Genomic DNA, 24,361 nt, shown 5'->3' with positions numbered 1-24,361 from the left:
GAGGCCTCCTCCTTTTTAAAAAAGTAAATAGCTAGTACTAATTTATCATCTTTCTTCTAAGTTTTCCACAGAATTAAGATAAAAAAATAATTTTAATGAGATTATCCACATAAACGGGAAAAATAAAAATGGAAAATCAACAAGCAGGGAAAAATGTTTTCCACAAGCTTAATTCACAGGTGGAAAACTCCGGGTAAAAACTATTTTTTAACAAGTAGCTGTTAATAACTTTCTCTTTTGTACCAATTGTTAAAGGGACTAATCCACAAGAAGAAAGTATTCTGTGGATTTCGTTTTTTACACCCTCTTTATTTGTGTAAAACCCTTAGTAAAACTTTTGTGGAAAAAAGCCTGTGCATAACTCAATCCACAATGTATGCACGGGTGATTTTTCTTCGTGTGGATAACTTTGGCAACATTCTCTTTCTATTTTGTATTGACAAAACAAGCGACTTCTCGTTATAATGTCAAAGTATGTCTGTACTTAATAGGATATAGATAAGATTTTCGGAGGTGGAATAAGGATGAAAAGAACATACCAACCAAATAAACGTAAACGTCAAAAAGTTCACGGATTCCGTAAACGTATGAGTACTAAAAACGGTCGTCGTGTTTTAGCAAGCCGTCGTCGTAAAGGAAGAAAAGTTCTTTCTGCTTAAGCCACTGGGGTTACAGTGGTTTTTTTTATGTCCTTTTTTATGGAAAGGATGAATTGAGTCAACCAAATATGGTATGATGGTTTTCGTAAGTGAGAGATAGAAAAGGAAAGAAAATAAATGAAAAAAGCGTATCGAGTGAAAAAAGAAAAAGAGTTCCAAACCGTTTTTCAAACCGGTGCTTCTTTTGCGAACCGCAAATTCGTCGTTTATAAACTCGCGAAAGAAAACCAGCCGCATTTCAGAGTTGGTCTGTCAGTGGGCAAAAAAGTCGGAAATGCAGTCTGCCGAAATGACGTCAAACGGAAAATACGTGCAGCGATTTATTCTATAAAAGAAGAAATCGATCCAGAATTGGATTTTATCGTTATTGCACGGCCAAGTACAAAAGAGTTAACTTATGCAGAGATTCGCTCAAATCTAATCCATGTCTTAAAACTTGCAAAAATAATCAATAGAGAGGAAAAGAGAGCGTGAAGAAATACAAACGTTTACTTTTGATGATGGGAGTCATCGGTTTGATCCTCGTACTATCAGGTTGCGGCACAGGAGAAGTGAGTGCGCAAAGTACAGGTGTGTGGGACCGATACATCGTTTATTATTTTGCTCAAGCAATCAAATTCTTATCATTTGGAAATGCTGGGATCGGGATCATCCTGTTTACCTTGGTCATCCGAATGATTTTACTTCCTTTGATGCATATCCAAACGAAAAGTATGCGGAAAACACAAGAGCTTCAACCGAAACTGAAAGCTCTGCAGCAGGAATATGCGTCAAAAGATCCAGATACACAAGCGAAATTAAGAGAAGAGCAGCAGCGTCTCTATGCAGAAAATGGCGTAAATCCATATGCCGGCTGTTTACCGCTTCTTGTTCAGATGCCGATCTTGATGGCGTTGTGGCAAGCAATTTCCCGCGTGCCTGAACTAAAACAAGGTCATTTCCTATGGTTGAACTTAGGTGAGGCAGATCCGACATTTATTTTACCTGTTTTGGCGGCTATCTTTACTTTTGCAAGTACGTACTTATCAAGTATGAGCCAATTGGAATCAAATCCATCAACAAAAATCATGAATTTTGCGATGCCTTTGATGATCTTGGTAATGGGTATCAACCTAGCCAGCGGTCTTTCACTATACTGGGTAATCTCAAATGCTTTCCAAGTAATGCAAACGTTGATGCTGAATAATCCGTTCAAGATCCGCAGAGAGCGTGAAGAAGAAGCACGTAAAATCAGAGAAAAAGAACGCGCATTGCAAAAAGCGATGAATACGAAGAAAAAACGCAAAAAATAAAGGAGGTAGTGCTAATGCCGATTTATGAAGCTGCCACAGTCGACGAAGCCATTCGTTACGGACTTGATGCTTTAGAACTGACCAAAGAAGATGTTACGATTGAAATCCTTGAAGAAGGAAAAAAAGGTTTTCTGGGAATGGGAAGAAAAAATGCCCGTGTTTCTATTGAACCCACATTGAGTGAAGTCATTTCGGAAACAGTAGAGGAGACAGTAGAAGATATTCTAGAAACTGAACCCCCTGAGATTGCTGATGAAACAGAAGAAGTGAAAGAAAAAGAATTAAGCGACCTAGATGATGAAGCAGCTTTAACGGAATTAGCAGTCTATCTGACCGAAATCACCAAACATTTGGATGCACCAGCGCTCGTAAAAATCGAAAGAGAAGGCTCACTCATCATTTTCCAGCTTGAGACACAAAAACAAGGGATCTTGATCGGCAAACATGGAAAAACATTGAATGCACTTCAATATCTCGCACAAGTGTTTATCCATCGTGTGGCAAAAAATAAACTTTCAGTTGTCGTAAACGTCGGCAACTACCGCGAGAAGCGCAAAGAAATCATCCAGCGTTTAGCTGAACGAACAGCGGAAAAAGTAAAGCGTACAAGGCAGCCAGTGTTCTTGGAACCGATGCCTGCTTTTGAGCGGAAACAGATCCACGCGGCGTTAAGCAAAAACGAATATGTAAAAACACATTCTGAAGGAGACGAGCCTTATCGCTATCTCGTAGTGGAACCGGTCAAAAAATTTTACTGATCCTGCTACTTTTTAGAGAAATCTCGTTGACAAAGTTTTTTAAACAAAGTATATTTTACTAGAAATCATTCTTATCAGAGTATACGATGAAGTAGTCACTTACTTTGGTAAAAAAAGAGGTCGGAGCTTGCCAGCTCCGGCCTTTTTTGTTTGTTCATTTTCCAAAATAGTTAGCATAGCGCACACTCTTTATCCAATATTTGTTTGGATAAATTGGATAACTGTGCCATAGGCGAAAACTTCCAAGATATAAGTGTCGCCTTTTTTGATTTGCTCATGTTCGAAATGACAGTTGATCACGGCATGTGCGCCATATTCAAATGCTTTTTCTTTCAGTTTGTAGCTGACGGTAGAAAATAGGGCATTTGTGTCCAAGCTGGGATCAAATAAATCTACCTCTAAACGATCAGCAGCAAAAATAATATCTCGAACAATATACTTTCGATTGACGTTCCCAGTCGATAAAACGATTTCATTTATGCGGTTATTTGTTCCGTCTCTTTCTGCGTGTTTTCCATGTCCTGTCATAGCATTCCTCCTAAAAGATTTTGATACCTGATTTAAGTGTACCTTTTTACGCAAAAAGAAGTAAAGAAAGAATTGCTGTTCTTTTATTTCTTTTTTTCGAACAAATAGGTCTTTTACGGCAAAAATTCCCCATAAAACAGTGCTAGACTTTATTCAAAGTAAACAGCGTTAGCGGAAAGGATAAGAAGATGACATTTTTGAATGAAAAAGATAGAGAAGAACGGATCGCCATGGTGAATAAAATGAGGGAAGATTACATAAAAGATCCAAAATATGCTGTTGAATTATATGATACTTATTTACAACATTTAAATTTAAAATCAAATGAAATCAAACCACATTTTAAATTTTCGGTAGACCCAATATTAGAATATTTAACTATTTACTCCAAAGCAGCAGAGATCCATCCAGAATTATTTGCAGGAAGAAATACTGACCAGATGCAAGAGTCGTTGCAGAAAAGCATCTATATTTCAGCATGTACAGAACTAGCCGGGGATTTTCTTTCTGAATTGATTCCAGATAATCCTGACAGTTTTCTGATTGTTCCAATAGGATTTAATTTTCCTTATAAAGATAATAAAGTTGGTTCACATGGTTGTACTGTTATCATAAGAAAAAAAGAGTCGAAATTTTTCGTTGAAACGATTGATAAAGCAGGAATAGGGCCAGATATGCATGAGAAAGAAGCACAATTAAAAGAATTTCCTCGTAATGGTTGGGAAAATGAGGATTCTGCAGAACTTTGTATCAACTATACTTATGAGATCAAAGACACAAGGGAAAATATCATAAAGTTAGCAAATGTACTCCGAATAGGCAGAATTCACTTTACAGCCGAAGAGATAAATCTTTTTGAGACAGATGATCCTGTAATGTATTATGCGCCATTTAAGGAATTAGATAAGTTTTCTGAAAAGAGCTATTACGCCAAACACATTGCAAGAGCACAATATACACAGGGAAATTGTGAGATTAAAAATATCAATGCAGCATTACAATATCTATTTGGAGCACCTCATGAAACAGGGGTCATATTACCAGATGGGACAAAAGCTATCAAAATGAAATATAACGGGGTAACGAAAAAACAGTTGAATAGTACGATAACGCAACTGATCAGCAATCATTTAGTGAAAGCTGGTTTTTCTCAACGTGTAAAAGAAAGTTTGGAAAATGAATACATTCAATACAAACAATTGAAAGAAACACGTGCATCATTATCTTTGGAAGAAAAGTTTGTGAGGAAAATAAAACAAGCTGAAAATTTACGTCAATATTATAGATATGTCATAGATAAAATGACTATTCCTAGAAGACCCGAAGTTTCTCTGCTCAATTATCCATACGATAAAAATAGCCAGCTTTCAGCAAATGAAAATAAATACGTAAAGGATTTAAAGCACCTATCATCGTCTGAAATCAGCGAAATCAAAAAAAGAAGCAAGGAACTATCTATCATTTATTAAAGAAAGCAAGAGCAACAAATAAAAAAGGATTGGACAGATTTGCTGAAAAAGTCGAATTGGGCAAATATATGCAGGAGGAAAATGAAAAATACATTCATTTAATACCAAATACTTCAATTGGACACCCGGTAATGAAAGAAGAATTAAGCAGCCTTTATAAATTGACGGAAGAAGAAATCAACTATATTCAAGAAAAAAGCCATCACTTATTGAATAATATTGTCCCTCCAGTTTCTCAAAACATGATACGCAAGATAACAGAAGTCCATCAAAAAATCATGACTGAAAGAAAAGTAAAGGATACCTCATTTACTCGTTGAATATTAAAAAAAGAAGAAAGGAGAAAAATACATGAAATTCCTAACAAAAGAAGAAGCGGACAAATATATCCAAGAAGCAGATGAGTTAAGAACGACTTACCTAAATAGTAACTACTATACTAGGGATGTATGCGATATTATTTTTCAACACTTGAACTTAAAAGAGAATGATTGTCACACGGAATTTGTTTATGAATTCCAGACAGAAATCGAATTTATGGCCTTGTACCAGCAGTTGCTCGATGTTTGCCCAGAAGCTTTTTCAGATAGAAAACAAGAACTGATCAAAGATTCTTTGCAAAAGAGCATTTACGCTTCAATTAGGCCCAATTTATTTCCAAATTACATCACTGAATTAGAAAATAATAATCGTGACAGTTTCCTGGTTATACCTGTACTCCTAAAAAATATACCTGGTTCAAGTGAATTGCATGGCGTTACATTGATTTTGATGAAAAAAGAAAATCAGCTTATTGTTTCTATTTTTGATAAGGCAGAAGAAAGACCAGGAAGGAATAATAGCAGAATCACCAACTATGAAACGCAGAGCAGAACAACTTATCGTTATACAATCGAAAATACAGAAAAGAATAGGTTGGTAATCGCGAATATTCTGCACCTAGGTTTGGGTTATCCTAAAAAAGAAAATCAAGTCGTAGAAAATGCGTTGATGAAACATTCTTATTCTTTATACGCTGTTTTTAGGACCTTAGCTCAAGAGGAGAGGCTGTGCGCCCATATAGGAAGGAGCCAAGCTGGTCAGGGTAATTGTTCAATTAATAACCTCAATAGTGCTCTAAAGTATGTATTAGGCGAAGTATATCCCGTAAAAGATCTGTTGGTGGATGGCGAAAAAGCAGTAAAAACGAAATATAAAGATTTGACAACTGAAAAATATAACAGTGTCATCGTTCAAATCGCTGTTAATCATCTAATAAAATTGAAAAGCAGTATAGATAGTACTATTCTTCTGAAAGATGGGCATGTTGTTTATCAGTTGTTAAAGAAAACAAGAGCTCAAAACGATAGTAAATATTATAAACTAAAAGAAAAACTTGAATTGTGTTTGTATCTGCGTAAATTAAATAGAGGAGTGATCAATTTAATTCCTATTACACCAATTAAAGAGAAAGTAATGCCGAGTGAATTGAACAGTATATATAAATTGCCAAAAGATAAAATCAATTATATTCGAGAAGAAAGCAAGAAAGCATTAAAGAATAACGACCCGCTTATCCATAAACTCGCCACAAGAAAAATAGAGGAAGTTCACAAAAGAATTGTTGCAGAAAGCCAATCAAAGGATCGTTCAGTTAGGTGTTGAATGTTTTACAAGAATACAAGAAAGAAATACAGAAATACTTGCCTCATCGAAGCAAATATGATAGTCTATGACAAGAATTTAATCAGGAACGAGCAGTCAAAGTGCGAAGTCCACCCATTAATTTTAAGGGGTGGAGTGGGCACTTTTTTTGTGCCTATAATCAGAAAAGGAGTGTAAAAATGGCTGAGATCACATTAGAATTTGACACGATTGCGGCAATTTCGACGCCACCAGGTGAAGGAGCAATCAGTATTGTTCGCTTGAGTGGGGATAAAGCAGTACAGATAGCCGATACGGTTTATCAAGCAGGGAAAAAGAGTTTAGCAGACGTACCGACACACACGATCCATTATGGACATCTTGTTGATCCTAAAAGTCAGCAAGTGATTGATGAAGTAATGGTGTCCGTTATGCGAGCACCTAAAACTTTTACACGCGAAGACGTAGTAGAAATCAACTGTCACGGCGGAATCGTCGTAGTCAATCAAATATTGCAGCTTCTTTTACGCGAAGGCGCACGCTTGGCAGAGCCAGGTGAATTTACGAAACGCGCATTTTTAAACGGTCGTGTCGATCTTTCACAAGCGGAAGCTGTGATGGATCTGATCCGAGCAAAAACAGATAAAGCGATGAATTTGGCGTTGAATCAGTTAGACGGAAATCTGTCTTCATTAATTCGTTCATTGCGTCAAGAAATCTTAGAAACATTAGCACAAGTAGAAGTAAATATCGATTACCCTGAATATGACGATGTAGAGGAATTGACCACAAGACTTTTACTAGAAAAAGCACAAATGGTCCAACAACAGATTCGCGGTTTATTAGCGACATCTAAACAAGGAAAAATATTGCGTGAAGGATTAAGTACCGCAATTATTGGCCGGCCAAATGTCGGAAAATCAAGTTTATTGAACCATCTTCTTCGGGAAGACAAAGCAATCGTAACAGATATCGCTGGGACTACCCGTGATGTGATCGAAGAATATGTCAACGTAAGAGGCGTCCCTTTGAAACTGATCGATACAGCTGGCATCCGAGAAACGGAAGATCTTGTGGAGCAAATCGGTGTGGAACGCAGCCGCAAAGCTCTTGCAGAATCTGATTTGATTTTACTTCTTTTAAACCAAAGCGAAGAATTAAGCCAAGAAGACATTGCTTTGCTGGAAGCAACCAATGGACTAAAACGTATCATTTTATTGAATAAAACAGATTTGCCAAGCAAACTAGATCGCCAAATGCTTGATCAATATGTAAAAAATGAACCCCTATTTGCGATCTCCGTCATGGAAAATGACGGAATCGACCAACTAGAAGCAGCAATTGCCGACCTGTTTTTCGGCGGCCAAACTGGGGAAAGAGATGCGACGTATGTTTCAAATACCCGACATATCGCCTTACTTGAAAATGCATCGATCGCATTAGACGAAGTCATCAACGGAATTGAAGCAGGAATGCCTGTCGATCTCGTTCAAATCGATATGACTCGCTGTTGGGATTATTTAGGCGAAGTGGTTGGCGACAGCGTACAAGATGAATTGATCACTCAATTATTCAGTCAATTTTGTCTAGGAAAATAACCAGGAAATACCTGATTTTAACGTAAAAATGAAAAGAAAATAACCAAGGAGGAACAAACATTGAATCACTATCAAGCAGAAGCGTATGACGTGATTGTTGTAGGCGCTGGTCATGCAGGATCAGAAGCCGCATTAGCCGCAGCGCGAATGGGCGCAAAAACATTGTTATTGACGATAAATCTAGATATGGTTGCTTTTATGCCATGTAATCCTTCTGTCGGCGGTCCGGCAAAAGGGGTCGTTGTAAGAGAAATCGATGCACTCGGCGGAGAAATGGGTAAAAATATCGACAAGACATACATCCAAATGCGCATGCTGAATACAGGGAAAGGTCCTGCCGTACGAGCTTTGAGAGCACAAGCAGATAAACATGCGTATGCCAATGAAATGAAACGTACGATCGAAAAAGAACCAAATTTGACGTTGCGCCAAGGAATCGTTGAAGAACTTGTCGTTGAAGATGGGATTTGCCAAGGTGTTGTTACTTCAACAGGTGCTAAATACCAAGCAAAAGCAGTAGTTATCACTGCCGGAACAGCACTTCGAGGCGAAATCATCATTGGTGAATTGAAATATTCATCAGGGCCTAATAACTCTCAACCATCGATCGGCCTAGCAGATCATTTGAAAAGCTTAGGTTTTGAGATCGCACGTTTCAAAACAGGAACACCGCCGCGCGTGAAATCAAGTACGATCGATTATTCGGTGACAGAAGAGCAGCCCGGCGACAAAGAACCAAATCATTTTAGTTTCAGTACACCAGACAGCGCCTATAATTTAGACCAAGAATCTTGCTGGTTGACTTATACAAGTGAAGGCACGCATGAAATCATTCGTGAAAATCTGCATCGTGCGCCAATGTTTACTGGAATCGTTGAAGGAGTCGGTGCGCGTTACTGCCCTTCGATCGAAGATAAAATCGTCCGATTTGCAGACAAACCTCGTCACCAATTATTTTTAGAACCAGAAGGATTGAATACAGAAGAAGTATATGTTCAAGGTTTATCGACTTCTTTACCAGAGGACGTTCAAACAGACATGCTTCATTCCATTGCTGGTTTAGAAAAAGCAGAAATGATGCGTACGGGCTATGCTATCGAATATGATGTGGTCGTTCCGCATCAACTACGCCCAACTTTAGAAACAAAAGTCATAGAGAACCTTTATACAGCTGGCCAAACAAACGGAACCAGCGGATATGAAGAAGCTGCAGGACAAGGACTGATTGCTGGTATCAATGCAGCGTTGAAAATCCAAGGAAAAGAACCTTTTGTCATGAAAAGAAGTGATGGTTATATCGGTGTTATGATCGATGACCTTGTAACAAAAGGAACCAATGAACCTTACCGTCTTTTGACTTCAAGAGCAGAATATCGTCTGCTTCTTCGTCACGACAATGCAGACTTGCGTTTGACAGAATTTGGTCATCAAATCGGCTTAGTAGAAGAAGGCCAATACCAAGCATATTTAGCGAAAAAAGAAGCTGTAGAAACAGAAATCAAACGGTTGATGTCTATTCGTATCAAACCAAACGAAGATGTTCAAGCATTCTTGAAAGAAATCGGTGCTGCACCGCTAAAAGATGGTGTATTAGCGAGTGATTTCTTGCGTCGACCAGAAATTTCTTATCAAGATCTTTTGCGCTTTATTCCTGAAAACCAAGAACTGACAGCAAAAGAAATCGAGCAAGTAGAAATCCAACTCAAGTATGAAGGCTACATCAAAAAAGCCCTAGAAAAAGTTGAAAAACTGAAGCGCATGGAAGCAAAACGAATTCCTGAAAACATCGATTACAATGCTATCAATGGATTGGCAACCGAAGCAAAACAAAAATTGCACAAAATCCAGCCAGAAACAATTGCCCAAGCAAGCCGGATCAGCGGTGTAAATCCAGCTGACCTAAGCATTTTGATGGTCTACATCGAACAAGGCAAGATTGCGAAAGTGCAGGCGTAATACCAGCATACCAACGTTTTTGAAACGACTCGAAAGGTTCCGTTTTTTATGCGGATTTTTCGAGTTGTTTTTTTCTATGCGGGCTTTTTTATGGAAAATAAAGAAACAATGGTTATACTAGATAGTGCTGCCGGAAAACAGAAAAAATATAGCGCTTATTGGATATTTTACTGACAAACTTTATGAGAAAGGAGTGCTAGATTGCTCAAAACTTATTTCCGCTTTAATAAAATACAGGATAACCCTTATCGAATCATGAATCTAATGCTTCTTATTTTTATTGTATTATGGCTAGGGTACATAAATCATGACTTTTTGATTTCGAGCTTTTCTTCACTAGGAATTTTTACATTTTTTTATTATCAAAATATACCCATGAAATATTTATTGAAACGCATGTTTTTCATTGGATGCGGTCTTTTATTTGCCTTTGTACTAGGGATTTTATCGACCTATGTATTGTGGCTTGAACCTTTTGCTGTGGCAGCAGTCGCTTTTTCCAGCAGATTCGTTTTGAGATTGTTCCATATCTCAAAACCAGGCGGCTTGTTCTTTGCGATGCTTTCTGCTATGGGCACGAGTATGCAGCTGCCGCTCCATCAATTACCGATTGTTTCTCTTTTCTTTTTCATGGGGGTCGTTTTTTCACTGATTGCTGCAGTAATCACGAAACTACTGGATAAGCGCCCGGAGCAAGTAATCGAACCAACAACATTAAAAGAAAGATTTCATGAAGAACCTTTAGTGATCATCGACTCTGTTTTCTACAGTGCGGCCTTATTTCTTTCTGTATATGTCAGTCACGGGTTGAATTTGCATAATCCTTACTGGCTGACGCTTTCATGTGCATCAATCCTTCTAGCAGAGAATTTAGACGCAATGAAACATCGTCAAGTGCAATACTTGATTGGCTCGATGGGCGGCTTATGTGTATCCGCAGTATTATCATTCGTGCCGTTCACACAGCTGCAGACGATTTTTCTCATTACTTTTCTTTATGGTATTGCTCAATTCTTGGTTGCTAGAAATTACGCTGTTGCCAATATTTTTCTTAACCCGATGGCGCTGATGCTTTCGACACTTATTCGAGGCGCTTATTTGATTTCTTTGATTGAATACCGCTTTTTGGGAATCATCATTGGCAGTTTTATTGGACTAGGCGCTGCTTGGGTAATGACTATTGGATTACAGCATTATTTAACTGTCGTACGAAAAAAATTAGAGTCAGAAGAATAACCTGACAATCACGCACCGTCTAAAATAGATTCTATTTTGGACGGTTTTGTCTTTGTAAAAGCAGGAAAATGGAACAGCTTTTTTACAACCCCTTATTTCTTTTTAAGTTTCCACACGAACCATTGCAACTCCTTCTATTTTGCGTTAAAGTAGGGAGAGAATCTGTGAAACATTGTCTGTTTCACAAATGAAAGGAATAGTCATGACTCCAGAAGAATTTCGAGAATTATTAGCGGAAAAACAAATCCATCTTTCAGATTATCAAATGGAACAATTTGATAACTATTATAAAATGCTGGTTGAGTGGAACGAAAAAATGAACCTGACAGCTATCACTGAGCGAAATGAAGTGTATTTGAAACACTTTTACGATTCTTTGACATTAGCATTTGAAGCGGATTTTACCGAAGCACGCACACTTTGCGACGTGGGTTCAGGAGCTGGTTTTCCAAGCATTCCTTTGAAAATCGCGTTTCCCGACCTTCAAATCACGATTGTAGATTCTTTGAACAAACGAATCACTTTTTTGAGCGAATTAACGAAAAAATTAAAGATAGAGGCAAATCTTTATCACGATCGGGCAGAAACATTTGGTCAAAACCCATCGTTCCGAGCAACGTTTGATTTTGTCACTGCACGTGCAGTCGCTCGGTTGAATGTTTTGTCTGAACTATGTTTGCCTTTAGTAAAAATGGACGGCTTTTTCTACGCGATGAAAGCAGCCAAAAGTGAAGAAGAAATTTCCGAAGCAAAACATGCGATTGCGATTCTTGGCGGAAAATTGATCAAGGAAAGTGCACTGACTTTGCCGAAAATCGAGGATCAGCGTCATATCATCGCCATCCAGAAAAAGAAACCAACACCTAAAAAATATCCAAGAAAACCAGGCATGCCCAACAAGCAGCCAATGTGAGGGAGGAAAACCATGGCACAAATTATTTCTGTCGCAAACCAAAAAGGCGGTGTTGGGAAAACAACAACCACCGTTAATCTAGGGGCTTGTCTTGCATCATTAGGCAAAAAAGTCCTTCTTGTCGACATCGACGCGCAAGGAAATGCTACCAGCGGAGTAGGTATCAGAAAACCTGACGTCGAAAAAGATATTTATGATGTCCTGGTAAATGAGACACCAGTAACTGAAGCAACGCTGATCACAGAGCACGAAAATCTAAGCATCGTTCCAGCAACATTACAGCTGGCTGGTGCAGAGATCGAGTTGACTTCGATGATGGCACGAGAATCACGATTGAAAGGTGCATTATCTGAAGTGAAAGATATGTATGATTATATTTTGATCGATTGTCCGCCTTCTTTAGGCCATCTAACTATCAATTCTTTTACAGCCAGTGATTCGATCTTGATTCCTGTCCAGTGCGAATATTATGCGTTGGAAGGTTTGAGCCAATTGCTGAATACTGTTCGTTTAGTCCAAAAGCACTTTAATCCAGAACTAGAGATCGAAGGTGTTTTATTGACGATGTACGATGCAAGAACAAACCTTGGAACGGAAGTCGTGGAAGAAGTTCGTCGTTATTTCCGTGAAAAAGTATATGATACGATCATTCCAAGAAATATCCGTCTTTCTGAAGCACCAAGTCATGGGAAGCCGATTATCGATTATGATCCACGTTCAAGAGGTGCAGAAGTCTATCAAGCATTAGCAAAGGAAGTGGTAGATCGTGGGTAAAAATAAAGGTTTAGGACGAGGAATCAATGCATTGTTCCAAGATTTAGAGAATTTGGAAACTGTTGATGTCCAAAATGAAGCTGTTTTGCAACTCCCGTTAAATGAACTGCGCCCGAATCCATATCAGCCGCGAAAAACTTTTGAAGAAATCTCTTTGCAAGAATTGGCCAATTCGATTGAACAATCAGGTGTTTTTCAGCCAATAATCGTTCGAAAATCTTCTGTCAAAGGATACGAGATCATTGCAGGAGAACGTCGTTTCAGAGCTTCAAAATTAGCAGAAAAAGAAACGATTCCGGCAATCATTCGTGAGTTTGATGAAGAAGCAATGATGCAAGTCGCGGTTTTGGAGAATTTGCAGCGGGAAGATTTGAATCCTTTAGAAGAAGCCGAAGCATATGAGATGCTGATGAAGAATTTGAAATTGACACAAGCAGAAGTCGCAAAACGTTTAGGCAAAAGCCGCCCATACATTGCGAACTACCTTCGTCTGCTGTCATTACCAGACCTTGTAAAAGAAATGGTCCAAGATCAGCGTTTATCAATGGGCCAAGCACGAACACTTTTAGGTCTGAAAAACAAAGACATGATTTTGAAATTAGCAAATCGTGCGGTATCCGAAAACTTGACCGTCCGTCAGTTGGAACAAATCGTTTCGGAATTGAATAAAAATGATGGTAAAAACAAGAAAAAAATACCGCGTTTAGTTAAAGAAAAACCGTATTACATCAGAGAAAGCGAAGATCGTCTGATGGATAAATTTGGAACAAGTGTGGCTATCCAAGAAAAAGACGGCAAAGGAAAAATCGAAATCGAATATCTTTCGCAATCAGATTTGACAAGGATTTTGGATATCCTTAATATACAATTTGACGAAGAGTAAAGGAGGGATTTTATGTATGATCTAGGCGATATCATCGAAATGAAAAAACCTCATGCTTGTCAGGCAAACCGTTGGGAAATCATCCGAATGGGTGCCGATATCAAAATAAAATGTACGAACTGCGGACACATCGTTATGATGACACGACGCGATTTTGAAAAAAGATTAAAAAAAGTTCTTGAAAAAAAAGCAGAGAAAGAGTGAACAATTTATGGCATTAACAGCAGGAATCGTAGGTTTACCTAACGTAGGAAAATCTACTTTATTCAATGCAATCACAAAAGCTGGCGCAGAAGCAGCAAACTATCCTTTTGCGACAATCGATCCAAACGTAGGAATGGTAGAAGTACCAGACTGGCGTTTACAACGTTTGACAGAACTTGTCAATCCAAAGAAAACTGTCCCAACAACATTTGAATTTACAGATATTGCCGGTATCGTAAAAGGCGCCAGCAAAGGTGAAGGTTTAGGAAACCAATTTTTAAGTCACATTCGCCAAGTAGATGCGATCTGTCACGTGGTTCGTTGTTTCGATGACGACAACATCACTCACGTAGAAGGAAGAGTAGATCCTTTAGCAGATATCGATACAATCAATCTTGAACTTGTCTTAGCAGATTTAGAGTCCGTTACTAAACGTTATACAAGAGTCGCTAAAATTGCTAAAACAAAAGACAAAGATGCAGTTGCGGAATTGGCTGTTTTAGACAAAATCAAACCAGTTCTAGAAGATGGACGTTCTGCAAGATCTATTGAATTTACAGACGAAGAACAAAAAATCGTTCGAAGCTTGTTCTTATTGACAACGAAACCAATCCTATACGTAGCAAACGTGGCAGAAGATGAAGTCGCAGATGCTGAAAGCAACCGCTATGTTCAAGAAGTACGCAATTTTGCTGCGGAAGAAAATGCGGAAGTAATCGTAGTCAGCGCTCGCGCAGAAGAAGAAATCGCTGAATTAGAAGACGAAGACAAAGCAGAATTCTTAGAAGCTTTAGGTATCGAAGAATCTGGTCTAGATCAATTGATCCGAGCAGCTTATGATCTGCTTGGTCTAGCAACTTACTTTACAGCAGGCGAACAAGAAGTACGTGCATGGACATTCCGCAAAGGGATCAAAGCACCGCAAGCAGCAGGAATCATCCATACTGACTTTGAGCGTGGATTTATCCGAGCAGAAACAGTCTCATTCGAAGATTTAGATAAATATGGAAGTATGCATGCCGCAAAAGAAGCAGGACGCGTTCGACTTGAAGGAAAAGATTACGTAGTACAAGATGGAGACGTTATGCTGTTCCGCTTTAATGTATAAGAAAGTAATGGATATTTAACTTGTATATGTTAAAATAGCTTTTGTGAAAACCGTTGTAGGGAACAACGGCGAAGGAGGAAAAGTTGATAATGGAGCCAGAGCAACTACGCGAAATCGTTAAAGAAAACGATAAGTTGGAAACAGAGTTAACAAAGAGAAACCAGCAGTACATCTTTGACCTGAAAAAATCACTTACTGCTGCGAATCTGACAGAAGAAGAAAAAGTGAAGGCATTACACGATATTTTGCCTACACTAGTCAAAGAACAAAAAGGCGGAAAAACAGCCCGTCAATTATTCGGAACAGTTTCTGAACGAACAGAAGCAATCATTGCTAAACCCGTGAAACCTGCACAATCTTCAACATCTCCTGTGTTGATGTGGTTAGACAATACATTGCTGCTGTTAGGTTTATTGAGCCTGATGATCGCAATCGTCGGTATGTTTTCACGTGAAACAACACCAGCATACGGAATCACGACATTGCTGTTAGGATCAATCGTCGGCGGCTGGGTATTCTACATGATGTACAAATATATCTACCAATATGAACATCCTGGTGCAGATAAAAGCAAAAAACCTGGCATGATGAAAACACTTCTGATTTTAGTGGGCTCCACGCTGGTATGGGTACTTGCTTTTTCAGCAACAACCTTGCTTCCGCCAGCTATCAATCCGTTATTACAGCCGATCTTCGTTATTATCATCGGAGCTGCAGCTTTAGCACTTCGTTATTACTTGAAGAAAAAATACGGCGTTATAGGCAGTCTATCTGTCCCAAGAAGATAAAAAAGCAGTTAAGAAGTCTGGAACATCTTTTGAATGAAAGAAATGTTCCAGGCTTTTTTTAAACAAAAATGGCGAATCGTCAGCCAGCTATTGACTTGAATTGAAGAATCTGTTATTTTCATAGATAAAATTAAATTAGAGGAGTGGTACTAAAAATGTCCAACTGGGAAACAAAGTTCACGAAAAAAGGCTATACTTTCGACGATGTCTTATTGATACCGGCAGAAAGTCACGTGTTACCAAACGAAGTGGATATGAGCGTACAATTGGCAAAAAACATTAAGTTGAACATTCCGATCATCAGTGCAAGTATGGATACTGTTACTGACAGCAAAATGGCGATCGCAATGGCTCGTCAAGGCGGATTAGGCGTCGTTCACAAAAACATGACAATCGCACAACAAGCAGAAGAAGTACGAAAAGTAAAACGTTCAGAAAGCGGCGTTATCATCGATCCATTCTTCTTAACACCACAACATTTAGTTGCCGATGCAGAAGAATTGATGAGCAAATACCGCATCAGTGGTGTACCAATCGTCGAAACATTGGAAAACCGCAAGCTAGTGGGAATCATCACGAACCGAGATATGCGTTTTGTGACAGACTACCATATGCCGATCGTTGATGTGATGACAAAAGAAAACTTAGTGACAGCCCCAGAAGGAACTTCTCTAAAAGATGCAGAAAAAATCCTGCAAAAACACAAAATCGAAAAATTACCAATCGTTGACCAAGACGGCCATTTGAGCGGTTTGATCACTATCAAAGATATTGAAAAAGTGATTGAATTTCCGAACGCAGCAAAAGATCAGCATGGTCGTTTGCTAGTTGCCGCAGCTGTTGGCGTTACAAGCGATACATTTGAACGTGCAGAAGCATTGATTGCAGCTGGCGTGGATGCGATCGTTATCGATACAGCTCATGGTCACAGCGCAGGTGTTATCCGTAAAATCCGCGAAATCCGCGATACATTCAAAGAAGCAACATTGATTGCCGGAAACGTAGCAACTGCAGAAGCAACCAAAGCACTGTATGATGCAGGCGTAGACGTTGTAAAAGTAGGGATTGGACCAGGATCAATCTGTACAACACGTGTTGTTGCTGGGGTAGGTGTACCTCAATTAACAGCAATCTATGATGCAGCATCTGTTGCTAGACAATATGGAAAAGCAATCATTGCAGACGGCGGGATCAAGTATTCTGGCGATATCGTCAAAGCACTTGCAGCTGGCGGACATGCAGTAATGCTTGGAAGTATGCTAGCTGGTACAGACGAGTCTCCAGGTGAATTCGAGATCTTCCAAGGACGCCGCTTTAAAACATATCGCGGAATGGGTTCATTGGGCGCAATGGAAAAAGGTTCAAGTGATCGTTACTTCCAAGGCGGCGTCAATGAAGCAAACAAATTGGTTCCAGAAGGTATTGAAGGACGTGTTGCTTACAAAGGCAGCGTTTCTGATATCATCTTCCAAATGATCGGCGGTTTGAAATCCGGAATGGGTTATGTTGGTGCAGCCAACTTGAAGAGCCTAAGAGATGATGCACAATTTATCCAAATGAGCGGCAGCGGATTAAAAGAATCTCACCCTCATGATGTACAAATCACAAAAGAAGCACCAAACTATTCTGTTGAATCTTAAAAACCATAAAAAAGCGGACAAGCTATCCAATAGCTCGTCCGCTTTTTCTATAGTGATTATTTGATTACTTTTAAATTGCCCATGTAAGGAACAAGAGCTTCTGGTACAGTAACAGAACCATCTTCGTTTTGGTAATTTTCCAAAATCGCAGCAACTGTTCGGCCGACTGCCAAACCAGAACCATTCAATGTGTGCGCATAGTTGATTTTGCCTTCTGCATCACGGTAACGGATCATTGCGCGGCGTGCTTGGAAATCTTCACAGTTTGAGCAAGAGCTGATTTCGCGGTAAGCGTCTTGTGCTGGAATCCATACTTCCAAATCGTACGTTTTAGCAGCAGAGAAGCCCATGTCACCTGTTGATAAAGCCATCACACGATATGGCAGGTTCAGTTTCTTCAAGATTTCTTCCGCATCGTTTGTCATTTTTTCTAGTTCTTCATAAGAATGTTCAGCATCAGAAAACTTGACCATTTCTACTTTATTGAATTGGTGAAGACGGATTAATCCGCGTGTATCTCTACCGGCGCTTCCAGCTTCTGAACGAAATGCAGGGCTAAGGGCTGTGAAGTAGATAGGAAGATCTTTTCCATCTAAAATCTCGTCATTGTAATAGTTTGTCAATGGTACTTCCGCAGTTGGGATAAGTGTCAAATCTGTATCTTCTAATTGGAAGACATCTTCTTTGAACTTAGGAAACTGACCAGTACCAAACATTGCTCGGCTGTTTACCAAATAAGGAGTGATCATTTCTGTATATCCATGTTCATAGACATGCTGATCCAACATGAAGTTGTATACCGCTCTTTCTAAGCGAGCACCCAAACCTTTGTAATAAACAAAACGGCTGCCAGAAACTTTTGCGCCGCGTTCAAAATCAAGGATACCAAGATTTTCAGCTACTTCCCAATGAGGTTTTGGCTCAAAAGCGAATTGGCGAGGGGTACTCCATTTGCGAACTTCAACATTGTCGTCTTCATCTTGGCCTACAGGTACAGAATCATCTGGCAAGTTTGGCAAAGTTGTAGCGATTTCTTGGATTTTTTCATCGATTTCACTGATTTCAGTATCAAGCGCTTTGATTTTGCCGCCGACTTCTTTCATTTCTTCGATTTTTCCACTGGCATCTTCTTTGTTGCGTTTCAGCAAGGCGATTTCTCCAGAAACATCATTACGGTATTTTTTTAAATCTTCACTTTGGACTAAAAGTTTTCTGCGGTTTTCATCCAGCGTCAAAAATTCAGTCAATTTCTCTTTTTTTACGCCGCGAGTCAGCAATTTCTTTTCAACAGTTTCAAAATCTTGACGGATCATTTTTACATCTAACATATCATTTCCTCCTCCTTAAAATAAAAAAGACTATTTCTCCCCAAAAAAATCTTGGGACGAAATAGTCATTAAATCGCGGTACCACCCAAGTTCAGCGTTAAGCTGCCCTTGTCAACGAAATAACGGTTGTCAGCCGGTCTTTCTTATTTCGAAAGACACACATTACAAGAACTGGAATTCCAAATTATTTCCTGCTGATTTTCAGCGGCCATCAGCTCTCTAAGAGGAAATAAATTGTACTAAGGTTCAGTGTGTTGGTCTCATTTAGATAAATATAGAATATCTAAATTTCTAGATTTCGTCAATACTATTTGTCTGGACCGGTGCTTTTTTGTTGCGTTTCAATGGTAAATGCATAATGAAGGATGTCCAGTCCTTGGTAGATTTCGCATAGATATAGCCGCCATGAAGAGCCACGATACTTTGTGCAATGGCTAATCCAAGGCCTGTTCCACCTGTTTCTTGAGATCTTGACTCTTCTACACGATAGAAACGGTCGAACAGATTATCGATTGCTTCTTTGGGAATCATTGTCCCGTTGTTTTTCACAGTGACGACAGCTTCTGTACCGATTTTTTCTACATTGATCACGATTTTATCGGCACCTTTTCCGTATTTCAGTGCATTTGTCAGCAGATTATTGAAGACTCGGACAAGTTTTTCCGTATCGCCATCCATAATGAGCGAACTTTCTTTTGTTTTGACTAAAATCTGGATATGTTTTTTTGAAGCTTCCAGTTCGAAATCAGCAGCTAATTGTTCAATCAGTTGAATCATGTCAAAAGCAGAGAAGTTTACGGGAACAGCTGGCTGTCTGACCTTAGTATATTCAAATAAGTCATCGACCAAAAGTTTCATTTGCTTTGCTTTAACATAAGCGGTATGTGTATATTTCAATAAATCATCCATCGAATGGTATTGACCATCTTCAATCAATCCAAGATACCCAATAATGGAAGTCAGAGGGGTGCGGATATCGTGACTGACATTGGTAATCAGTTCATCTTTCGACTGTTCGATCTTCCGCTCATCTTCAATGGCGGCTACCGTGCTGTCTACCAATCCATTGATACTAGTAACGACTCGACTAAGATCGCCGCTAAGTTCAAACGGGATTCGGTGATCATAGTTGCCGTTTGCGATATAGTGCAGTTCGCTAATGATATGTCGAAGCTGCATTTGTCGGTATCGGCGAATCAAACGCCAGTAGAGGACAGCTAGATCAAGGAATAGGAAGATAGGAATAAGAAAGTTTCGCCCATTCCAAAACAAATCGGTATTCAACCGTTCTGCAAAAATGTTTTTAGAATCCCAAATAGCATTAGTTAAAGAAGGTGAAGTGCTGACTACATAATTGAGTACAACCAAAACAGCGACATTTAATAGAAGTAAAAGAATAACAGTTATAATTCCTTCTGCTAGCAGTTCGCTGATTTCCTTTGAGGTCAAGATGATCCGACGACGTTTCTCAATAGATTTGTTAACGGGCGTCAATTTTATAACCTACTCCCCAAACTGTTTGAATGACTTTTTCCCCACCAGTTGCTTCTTCGATTTTATCGCGCAAGTGGCTGACATGTACCATAACGGTTTTTGCAGAAACGATACTTTCTTGTTTCCACACACGTTCAAAAATCTCATCTGCACTGAATACTCTGTTCGGATGGCTAGCTAGCAAGTATAAGATACCAAATTCCAAAGCAGTCAATTGGATTTCTTTTCCATCAATTGTTTTTACTTCATGCGAATCTTTATTGATGATCAAAGAGTTTACTTCTAATATATCGGGTTGTTCCGCTGTGATCTGCATTTTTGTTCGGCGAAGCAATGATTTTACGCGAGCCATGACTTCTAATGGGTTGAATGGTTTTGTTACATAATCATCTGCACCAGCGACAAGTCCTTTGATTTTATCCATATCAGTTGTTTTCGCTGTCAGCATGATGATCGGGATCTGTGATTCTTTCCGCAATTCTTTTACTACTTGCATACCGTCCATTTCCGGCATCATGATATCAAGGATCAGAAGTTCGATGTCAGGAATTGTACGAATCTTTGAAAGAGCATCCTTTCCATCATAAGCTTTTACAGCTTCGTATCCTTCATTGTGTACATAGATACTAAGTAATTCAACGATTTCTTTATCGTCATCAGCAATCAATATTTTCATAAGTAATGTTCCTCCAGAAAAATTATATGTTTCTTTCAATAATATTCTATCAAAAAAACGGATAAATAGATAAAAGCAGTGCTTTGTTAAGAAAAATTTAGACGACAAAGCCCTTTATGAAAGAATATAAACCAATTATACACTAAAAATGTGAATGTTTATGTGTAGAAATAATAATTTTTAAGCAAAAAAACACGTAAATACGAACAAAAAAGTCAGATTCTTTTTTATTGATCGACTATAGAAAAATGTTGTTAAATCAACGATTTTCATGTTGACTTTGGAAAACGAAGTTGGTATATTATTATTTGTTCACGAGAACAGAACGTAACATTTTTCGAATAAAAAAATTCAAAAAAGTTATTGACGAGATGTTCGCATCGTGATAGAATAACAAAGTCGTTTAAATAAGAAGTTGGTTTTTCGTTGATACATCAATAAAAAACTTGAAAAAACTTCTTGACAAATAACAACTTACAAGTTATTATAAATGAGTTGCTAAAAGCACTTCGCGAAACAAGCGAAAAAAACTTTTTGAAAAAAGTGTTGACATCGACTTCGATGTTTGCTAAGATATAAAAGTTGCTACGGCAATTCAAGTAGACCTTTGAAAACTGAACAAAGTAAGACGAACCAAATGTGTAGGGCGTTCTTGATTTAATCAAGAACAACAAACATTTTTAAAAGCAAGCAATATGCTAGCAAACAATTTTTGAGCTTAACAATCGCAAGATTGTTTCGAACTTTTTATGAGAGTTTGATCCTGGCTCAGGACGAACGCTGGCGGCGTGCCTAATACATGCAAGTCGTACGCTTTTTCTTTCACCGAAGCTTGCTTCACCGAAAGAAAAAGAGTGGCGAACGGGTGAGTAACACGTGGGTAACCTGCCCATCAGAAGGGGATAACACTTGGAAACAGGTGCTAATACCGTATAACAATCAGAAACGCATGTTTCCGATTTGAAAGGCGCTTTCGGGTGTCGCTGATGGATGGACCCGCGGTGCATTAGCTAGTTGGTGAGGTAACGGCTCACCAAGGCAACGATGCATAGCCGACCTGAGAGGGTGATCGGCCACACTGGGACTGAGACACGGCCCAGACTCCTACGGGAGGCAGCAGTAGGGAATCTTCGGCAATGGACGAAAGTCTGACCGAGCAACGCCGCGTGAGTGAAGAAGGTTTTCGGATCGTAAAACTCTGTTGTTAGAGAAGAACAAGGACGAGAGTAACTGTTCATCCCTTGACGGTATCTAACCAGAAAGCCACGGCTAACTACGTGCCAGCAGCCGCGGTAATACGTAGGTGGCAAGCGTTGTCCGGATTTATTGGGCGTAAAGCGAGCGCAGGCGGTTTCTTAAGTCTGATGTGAAAGCCCCCGGCTCAACCGGGGAGGGTCATTGGAAACTGGGAGACTTGAGTGCAGAAGAGGAGAGTGGAATTCCATGTGTAGCGGTGAAATGCGTAGATATATGGAGGAACACCAGTGGCGAAGGCGGCTCTCTGGTCTGTAACTGACGCTGAGGCTCGAAAGCGTGGGGAGCAAACAGGATTAGATACCCTGGTAGTCCACGCCGTAAACGATGAGTGCTAAGTGTTGGAGGGTTTCCGCCCTTCAGTGCTGCAGCTAACGCATTAAGCACTCCGCCTGGGGAGTACGACCGCAAGGTTGAAACTCAAAGGAATTGACGGGGGCCCGCACAAGCGGTGGAGCATGTGGTTTAATTCGAAGCAACGCGAAGAACCTTACCAGGTCTTGACATCCTTTGACCACTCTAGAGATAGAGCTTCCCCTTCGGGGGCAAAGTGACAGGTGGTGCATGGTTGTCGTCAGCTCGTGTCGTGAGATGTTGGGTTAAGTCCCGCAACGAGCGCAACCCTTATTGTTAGTTGCCATCATTTAGTTGGGCACTCTAGCAAGACTGCCGGTGACAAACCGGAGGAAGGTGGGGATGACGTCAAATCATCATGCCCCTTATGACCTGGGCTACACACGTGCTACAATGGGAAGTACAACGAGTTGCGAAGTCGCAAGGCTAAGCGAATCTCTTAAAGCTTCTCTCAGTTCGGATTGTAGGCTGCAACTCGCCTACATGAAGCCGGAATCGCTAGTAATCGCGGATCAGCACGCCGCGGTGAATACGTTCCCGGGCCTTGTACACACCGCCCGTCACACCACGAGAGTTTGTAACACCCGAAGTCGGTGAGGTAACCTTTTGGAGCCAGCCGCCTAAGGTGGGATAGATGATTGGGGTGAAGTCGTAACAAGGTAGCCGTATCGGAAGGTGCGGCTGGATCACCTCCTTTCTAAGGAATATTACGGAGACTACACATTCGTCGATACTTTGTTCAGTTTTGAGAGGTTTACTCTCAATTGAATCACCTGGGGCCTTAGCTCAGCTGGGAGAGCGCCTGCTTTGCACGCAGGAGGTCAGCGGTTCGATCCCGCTAGGCTCCATTAACAACGAAAGTTGTTATAGTTTGCTCATTGAAAACTGGATATTGAAGTAAAAATTGTAACAAAACCGAGAACACCGCGTTGAATGAGTTTTTTAATAAGTTCAATTGCTTATTTTCTTGATCCGTCTTCTATCGCTAGAAGTAACGATCAAAACCCAACCGCAAGGTTGATTAAGGTTAAGTGAATAAGGGCGCACGGTGGATGCCTTGGCACTAGGAGCCGATGAAGGACGGGACTAACACCGATATGCTTTGGGGAGCTGTACGTAAGCTTTGATCCAGAGATTTCCGAATGGGGGAACCCAACATCTTTTATAGGATGTTACGTTTGCGTGAATACATAGCGCATTCGAGGTAGACGCAGAGAACTGAAACATCTAAGTACCTGCAGGAAGAGAAAGAAAATTCGATTCCCTGAGTAGCGGCGAGCGAAACGGGAAAAGCCCAAACCAGCAAGCTTGCTTGCTGGGGTTGTAGGACTCCGATATGGTAGTTTTTTCAGATAGTCGAATGACTTGGAAAAGTCAGTCAAAGAGGGTGAAAGCCCCGTAGACAAAATTTGGAAAGCACCTAGGAGGATCCTGAGTACGGCGGAACACGAGGAATTCCGTCGGAATCCGGGAGGACCATCTCCCAAGGCTAAATACTCCCTAGTGACCGATAGTGAACCAGTACCGTGAGGGAAAGGTGAAAAGCACCCCGGAAGGGGAGTGAAATAGAACCTGAAACCGTGTGCCTACAACAAGTCAAAGCCCGTTAATGGGTGATGGCGTGCCTTTTGTAGAATGAACCGGCGAGTTACGATTGCATGCGAGGTTAAGTTGAAGAGACGGAGCCGCAGCGAAAGCGAGTCTGAATAGGGCGATTGAGTATGTAGTCGTAGACCCGAAACCATGTGATCTACCCATGTCCAGGTTGAAGGTGCGGTAAAACGCACTGGAGGACCGAACCCACGTACGTTGAAAAGTGCGGGGAT

General features: G+C 40.0%; 21 protein-coding genes, 1 tRNA gene, 2 rRNA genes and 1 other annotated feature (1 of these 25 cut by a window edge). Of the genes, 20 read left to right on the top strand and 4 right to left on the bottom strand.

The genetic code is table 11. From position 1 onward, the window contains the following. Positions 1-524: 524 nt before the first annotated feature. The 4 genes from rpmH to jag all read left to right on the top strand — a co-directional run bounded on the left by rpmH (position 525) and on the right by jag (position 2,709). Positions 525-659, top strand: a complete 135-nt coding sequence (gene rpmH, locus IGI64_RS12425; RefSeq protein ID WP_002293121.1) for a 50S ribosomal protein L34 — start codon at positions 525-527, stop codon at positions 657-659. Positions 660-776: 117 nt separating this feature from the next. Then, positions 777-1,133, top strand: coding sequence for a ribonuclease P protein component (rnpA, locus tag IGI64_RS12420; RefSeq protein WP_016623156.1), 357 nt, complete (start codon positions 777-779; stop codon positions 1,131-1,133). After that, positions 1,130-1,951, top strand: coding sequence for a YidC/Oxa1 family membrane protein insertase (locus IGI64_RS12415; protein WP_016623155.1), 822 nt, complete (start codon positions 1,130-1,132; stop codon positions 1,949-1,951). Before rnpA ends, IGI64_RS12415 begins: the two co-directional genes overlap by 4 nt. 14 nt (positions 1,952-1,965) lie before the next feature. Beyond that, a complete protein-coding gene (gene jag, locus IGI64_RS12410) occupies positions 1,966-2,709 on the top strand; it encodes an RNA-binding cell elongation regulator Jag/EloR (RefSeq protein ID WP_429940731.1) in 744 nt (247 codons plus the stop codon). Between the two features lie 189 nt (positions 2,710-2,898). Here the strand turns inward: jag and IGI64_RS12405 are convergent, their stop codons facing one another. Beyond that, entirely contained in the window at positions 2,899-3,237 is a 339-nt protein-coding gene (locus tag IGI64_RS12405) for a heavy metal-binding domain-containing protein (protein WP_016623153.1), read from the bottom strand. Between the two features lie 197 nt (positions 3,238-3,434). Between IGI64_RS12405 and IGI64_RS12400 the strand changes: the two genes are divergently transcribed. From IGI64_RS12400 to guaB, 13 genes are all read left to right on the top strand, one after another. Further along, positions 3,435-4,706 (top strand): hypothetical protein, encoded by a 1,272-nt coding sequence (locus IGI64_RS12400; RefSeq protein WP_429940730.1) that lies wholly within the window; start codon positions 3,435-3,437, stop codon positions 4,704-4,706. A gap of 29 nt (positions 4,707-4,735) precedes the next feature. Beyond that, positions 4,736-5,026 carry a hypothetical protein gene (locus IGI64_RS12395; RefSeq protein WP_429940729.1) on the top strand — a complete coding sequence of 97 codons (291 nt, stop codon included), beginning with the start codon at positions 4,736-4,738 and terminating at the stop codon, positions 5,024-5,026. 31 nt (positions 5,027-5,057) lie between these two features. Continuing rightward, positions 5,058-6,350: a hypothetical protein gene (locus IGI64_RS12390; protein ID WP_429940728.1), complete on the top strand. Its 1,293-nt coding sequence runs from the start codon at positions 5,058-5,060 to the stop codon at positions 6,348-6,350. 179 nt (positions 6,351-6,529) lie between these two features. Beyond that, the gene (mnmE, locus tag IGI64_RS12385; RefSeq protein ID WP_016623149.1) at positions 6,530-7,927 is read left to right on the top strand and encodes a tRNA uridine-5-carboxymethylaminomethyl(34) synthesis GTPase MnmE; all 1,398 of its coding nucleotides are present in this window, start codon (positions 6,530-6,532) and stop codon (positions 7,925-7,927) included. A 60-nt stretch (positions 7,928-7,987) separates the two neighbouring features. Next, positions 7,988-9,883, top strand: coding sequence for a tRNA uridine-5-carboxymethylaminomethyl(34) synthesis enzyme MnmG (gene mnmG, locus IGI64_RS12380; protein ID WP_016623148.1), 1,896 nt, complete (start codon positions 7,988-7,990; stop codon positions 9,881-9,883). Between the two features lie 201 nt (positions 9,884-10,084). Continuing rightward, the gene (locus IGI64_RS12375; RefSeq protein WP_429940727.1) at positions 10,085-11,119 is read left to right on the top strand and encodes an FUSC family protein; all 1,035 of its coding nucleotides are present in this window, start codon (positions 10,085-10,087) and stop codon (positions 11,117-11,119) included. 202 nt (positions 11,120-11,321) lie between these two features. Further along, complete coding sequence (rsmG, locus tag IGI64_RS12370) at positions 11,322-12,032, top strand: 16S rRNA (guanine(527)-N(7))-methyltransferase RsmG (RefSeq protein WP_429940726.1); 711 nt, start codon at positions 11,322-11,324, stop codon at positions 12,030-12,032. Between the two features lie 12 nt (positions 12,033-12,044). Continuing rightward, on the top strand, positions 12,045-12,806 hold the full coding sequence (locus tag IGI64_RS12365; RefSeq protein ID WP_016623144.1) for a ParA family protein: 762 nt from the start codon (positions 12,045-12,047) through the stop codon (positions 12,804-12,806). Continuing rightward, positions 12,799-13,689, top strand: a complete 891-nt coding sequence (locus tag IGI64_RS12360; protein ID WP_016623143.1) for a ParB/RepB/Spo0J family partition protein — start codon at positions 12,799-12,801, stop codon at positions 13,687-13,689. Before IGI64_RS12365 ends, IGI64_RS12360 begins: the two co-directional genes overlap by 8 nt. 12 nt (positions 13,690-13,701) lie before the next feature. Then, positions 13,702-13,893: a DUF951 domain-containing protein gene (locus tag IGI64_RS12355; protein WP_016623142.1), complete on the top strand. Its 192-nt coding sequence runs from the start codon at positions 13,702-13,704 to the stop codon at positions 13,891-13,893. 7 nt (positions 13,894-13,900) lie between these two features. Continuing rightward, positions 13,901-15,001, top strand: coding sequence for a redox-regulated ATPase YchF (gene ychF / locus IGI64_RS12350; RefSeq protein ID WP_034861211.1), 1,101 nt, complete (start codon positions 13,901-13,903; stop codon positions 14,999-15,001). 89 nt (positions 15,002-15,090) lie between these two features. Continuing rightward, on the top strand, positions 15,091-15,789 hold the full coding sequence (locus tag IGI64_RS12345) for a DUF1129 domain-containing protein (RefSeq protein ID WP_429940725.1): 699 nt from the start codon (positions 15,091-15,093) through the stop codon (positions 15,787-15,789). A 155-nt stretch (positions 15,790-15,944) separates the two neighbouring features. Then, positions 15,945-17,429: an IMP dehydrogenase gene (gene guaB, locus IGI64_RS12340; RefSeq protein WP_429940724.1), complete on the top strand. Its 1,485-nt coding sequence runs from the start codon at positions 15,945-15,947 to the stop codon at positions 17,427-17,429. 56 nt (positions 17,430-17,485) lie between these two features. On the opposite strand, the gene serS is transcribed toward guaB, so the two are convergent. From serS to IGI64_RS12325, 3 genes are all read right to left on the bottom strand, one after another. Further along, positions 17,486-18,757, bottom strand: a complete 1,272-nt coding sequence (gene serS / locus IGI64_RS12335) for a serine--tRNA ligase (RefSeq protein WP_429940723.1) — start codon at positions 18,755-18,757, stop codon at positions 17,486-17,488. Positions 18,758-18,806: 49 nt separating this feature from the next. Further along, positions 18,807-19,016: a binding site (T-box leader), on the bottom strand. 32 nt (positions 19,017-19,048) lie between these two features. Then, on the bottom strand, positions 19,049-20,251 hold the full coding sequence (locus tag IGI64_RS12330) for a sensor histidine kinase (protein WP_034861207.1): 1,203 nt from the start codon (positions 20,249-20,251) through the stop codon (positions 19,049-19,051). After that, a complete protein-coding gene (locus tag IGI64_RS12325) occupies positions 20,238-20,927 on the bottom strand; it encodes a response regulator transcription factor (protein ID WP_016623136.1) in 690 nt (229 codons plus the stop codon). Before IGI64_RS12325 ends, IGI64_RS12330 begins: the two co-directional genes overlap by 14 nt. 745 nt (positions 20,928-21,672) lie before the next feature. On the opposite strand from IGI64_RS12325, the gene IGI64_RS12320 reads away from it, so the two are divergent. The 3 genes from IGI64_RS12320 to IGI64_RS12310 all read left to right on the top strand — a co-directional run. Then, positions 21,673-23,232, top strand: a 16S ribosomal RNA gene (locus tag IGI64_RS12320). A gap of 78 nt (positions 23,233-23,310) precedes the next feature. Continuing rightward, a tRNA-Ala gene (locus IGI64_RS12315) sits at positions 23,311-23,383 on the top strand. Positions 23,384-23,560: 177 nt separating this feature from the next. After that, positions 23,561-24,361: ribosomal RNA gene (locus tag IGI64_RS12310) — 23S ribosomal RNA — on the top strand (it continues 2,113 nt past the right edge of the window). Together the 16S and 23S rRNA genes with 1 tRNA gene alongside form the textbook arrangement of a ribosomal RNA operon.

Source organism: Enterococcus sp. DIV0210g, assembly GCF_050559705.1.
GTDB classification, from domain to species: Bacteria; Bacillota; Bacilli; order Lactobacillales; family Enterococcaceae; genus Enterococcus_B; species Enterococcus_B faecalis_A.
Note: the sequence above shows the minus strand (reverse complement) of the source record. Positions and strands in the feature narration are given on the sequence as shown.

What these genes read in the sequence shown, in the direction of transcription:
- rpmH (WP_002293121.1), top strand. Translation starts at nt 525, where the DNA reads ATGAAAAGAACATACCAACCAAATAAACGTAAACGTCAAAAAGTTCAC.
- rnpA (WP_016623156.1), top strand. Translation starts at nt 777, where the DNA reads ATGAAAAAAGCGTATCGAGTGAAAAAAGAAAAAGAGTTCCAAACCGTT.
- jag (WP_429940731.1), top strand. Translation starts at nt 1,966, where the DNA reads ATGCCGATTTATGAAGCTGCCACAGTCGACGAAGCCATTCGTTACGGA.
- IGI64_RS12405 (WP_016623153.1), bottom strand. Translation starts at nt 3,237, where the DNA reads ATGACAGGACATGGAAAACACGCAGAAAGAGACGGAACAAATAACCGC.
- IGI64_RS12390 (WP_429940728.1), top strand. Translation starts at nt 5,058, where the DNA reads ATGAAATTCCTAACAAAAGAAGAAGCGGACAAATATATCCAAGAAGCA.
- mnmE (WP_016623149.1), top strand. Translation starts at nt 6,530, where the DNA reads ATGGCTGAGATCACATTAGAATTTGACACGATTGCGGCAATTTCGACG.
- rsmG (WP_429940726.1), top strand. Translation starts at nt 11,322, where the DNA reads ATGACTCCAGAAGAATTTCGAGAATTATTAGCGGAAAAACAAATCCAT.
- IGI64_RS12365 (WP_016623144.1), top strand. Translation starts at nt 12,045, where the DNA reads ATGGCACAAATTATTTCTGTCGCAAACCAAAAAGGCGGTGTTGGGAAA.
- IGI64_RS12355 (WP_016623142.1), top strand. Translation starts at nt 13,702, where the DNA reads ATGTATGATCTAGGCGATATCATCGAAATGAAAAAACCTCATGCTTGT.
- ychF (WP_034861211.1), top strand. Translation starts at nt 13,901, where the DNA reads ATGGCATTAACAGCAGGAATCGTAGGTTTACCTAACGTAGGAAAATCT.
- IGI64_RS12345 (WP_429940725.1), top strand. Translation starts at nt 15,091, where the DNA reads ATGGAGCCAGAGCAACTACGCGAAATCGTTAAAGAAAACGATAAGTTG.
- guaB (WP_429940724.1), top strand. Translation starts at nt 15,945, where the DNA reads ATGTCCAACTGGGAAACAAAGTTCACGAAAAAAGGCTATACTTTCGAC.
- serS (WP_429940723.1), bottom strand. Translation starts at nt 18,757, where the DNA reads ATGTTAGATGTAAAAATGATCCGTCAAGATTTTGAAACTGTTGAAAAG.
- IGI64_RS12325 (WP_016623136.1), bottom strand. Translation starts at nt 20,927, where the DNA reads ATGAAAATATTGATTGCTGATGACGATAAAGAAATCGTTGAATTACTT.